The following is a 1,570-nucleotide window of genomic DNA, read 5'->3' as shown; positions in this document are numbered from 1 at the left end:
CGATCGGCCTTGAAGACGGGGTTGAACGTGCTGAACGGGTCCTGGAAGACGCCCTGCACCTGCCGGTGATAGCCACGCAGGGCCCGACCCCGCAGACCGGCACGCCGCACGGCGTCGGGCTGCTCGACACGGCGCTGCTCTACGACCCCGCGCGGGACCGGTGGCAGCAGGTGCGGGGGCGGTTGCCGGCGCCCGCGTACAAGCTGGCCGTGGCGCCCTTGCCCGGCGGTCGGGCGCTGGTGGTCGGCGGCCAGACCGCGGACGACGCCGCCGCGCGGCTGGCCACGACGCTGGTCTTCGACCCGCGGACCGGTCTGTTCACCGACGGTCCGACGATGGCCGAGCCCCGTTACAAGATCTCCGACGCGGTGCTCGCCCTGCCGGACGGCCGGGTGGCGGTCGCGGGCGGCTTCGGCGTCGAGGTGTACGCGGACGGCCGCTTCCTGCCGCTAGCCCGGGGCGCGGTGGAGCGCCAGTATCCGGCGCTCGCGGCGCTGTCCGACGGCGCACTCCTGGTGACGGGCGGTTACGACGACCGGACCCGGGTCACCCGCACGGCGCTGCGCGTAAATTCCCCATGATCTCGGCAAAAGGTGGGTTTTACCTGATCGGGGGTATGGCCGGTAAGAGAGGAGTGTGCCAAATGATCACCAGTCAGGACGCCGCCAATCTGGCCGGCCGGGACGTTTACGGGAGCAATGGCGACAAGATCGGCACTGTCGGACACGTATGGGGCGACCCTGCCGGTGCTCCGGCCTGGGCCAGTGTGAAGACCGGGATGTTCGGGGCCAAGGAGTCGATGGTTCCGTTGTCGGAGGCAGACTTGCGACGGGGCCGACTGGTGGTGCCGTTCAACAAGTCCCAGGTGAAGGACGCGCCGAGGATCGACGGGTCCAGCACCGCGCCCCTCCAGCCCAACGAGTTCGCCAGCCTCTACGACTACTACGGACAGCCACGAAGCGGAGACGCGACCAACTTCGCCGACCTCGGCACGTCAAGCTCCGCCGCGGGAGCCGGCTACACCGCCGACGACGTGATCGACGACCCCGCCCTGTTCGACGGGGTGATGACCCGCTCGGAGGAACGGCTCAGCGTCGGCACGCAGCGCGAGCGGATCGGCGTCGCGCACCTGCGCAAGTACGTCGTGACCGAAGAGCAGCAGATGACCGTGCCGGTCTCGCACGAGGAGGTCCGCCTGGTCCGCGAGCCGATCACCCAGGAGAACTGGGCGGAGGCGCACGCCGGCCCGGATCTCACGGAGGCCGACGTCGACGTCGAGATCTTCGCCGAGCGCGCGGTCGTCAACAAGGAGACCATCCCGGTCGAACGGATCCGGATGGTCAAGGAGACCGTGACGGATCAGCAGACCGTCCGCGGCGAGGTCCGCAAGGAGCACATCGAAGCGGCCCTGCCGAACGAGCAGAAACGCGACTTCGACTGACGCGGAGAGGCGGCCGGGGCCGTGGTGATCGGCCCCCGCAACTCCCTGGCCAGCCCCGACATCATCGGCATCACCCAGGGCGCCGGCCTGGCCGCGACGATCGCCCTGACCAGCGGTGCGGCGGCCGCG

3 protein-coding genes are annotated in these 1,570 nt (G+C 70.2%); all 3 read left to right on the top strand.

All coding sequences use genetic code 11. From position 1 onward, the window contains the following. Window positions 1-581: kelch repeat-containing protein (locus AB0H87_RS41675; protein ID WP_360159360.1), on the top strand; the 581-nt coding region annotated here is incomplete at its 5' end. Further along, on the top strand, window positions 578-1,441 hold the full coding sequence (locus tag AB0H87_RS41670) for a PRC and DUF2382 domain-containing protein (protein ID WP_360159357.1): 864 nt from the start codon (window positions 578-580) through the stop codon (window positions 1,439-1,441). The genes AB0H87_RS41675 and AB0H87_RS41670, both read left to right, overlap by 4 nt. Before the next feature lie 21 nt (window positions 1,442-1,462). Beyond that, the coding region (locus AB0H87_RS41665) for an iron chelate uptake ABC transporter family permease subunit (protein WP_360159363.1) at window positions 1,463-1,570 on the top strand (108 nt) is incomplete at its 3' end.

The sequence above is a fragment of the Asanoa sp. NPDC050611 genome, assembly GCF_040654855.1.
Classification (GTDB): Bacteria; Actinomycetota; Actinomycetes; order Mycobacteriales; family Micromonosporaceae; genus Asanoa.
The sequence above is the reverse complement of the archived record's forward strand: the minus strand, read 5'-3'. Positions and strand labels throughout refer to the sequence as shown.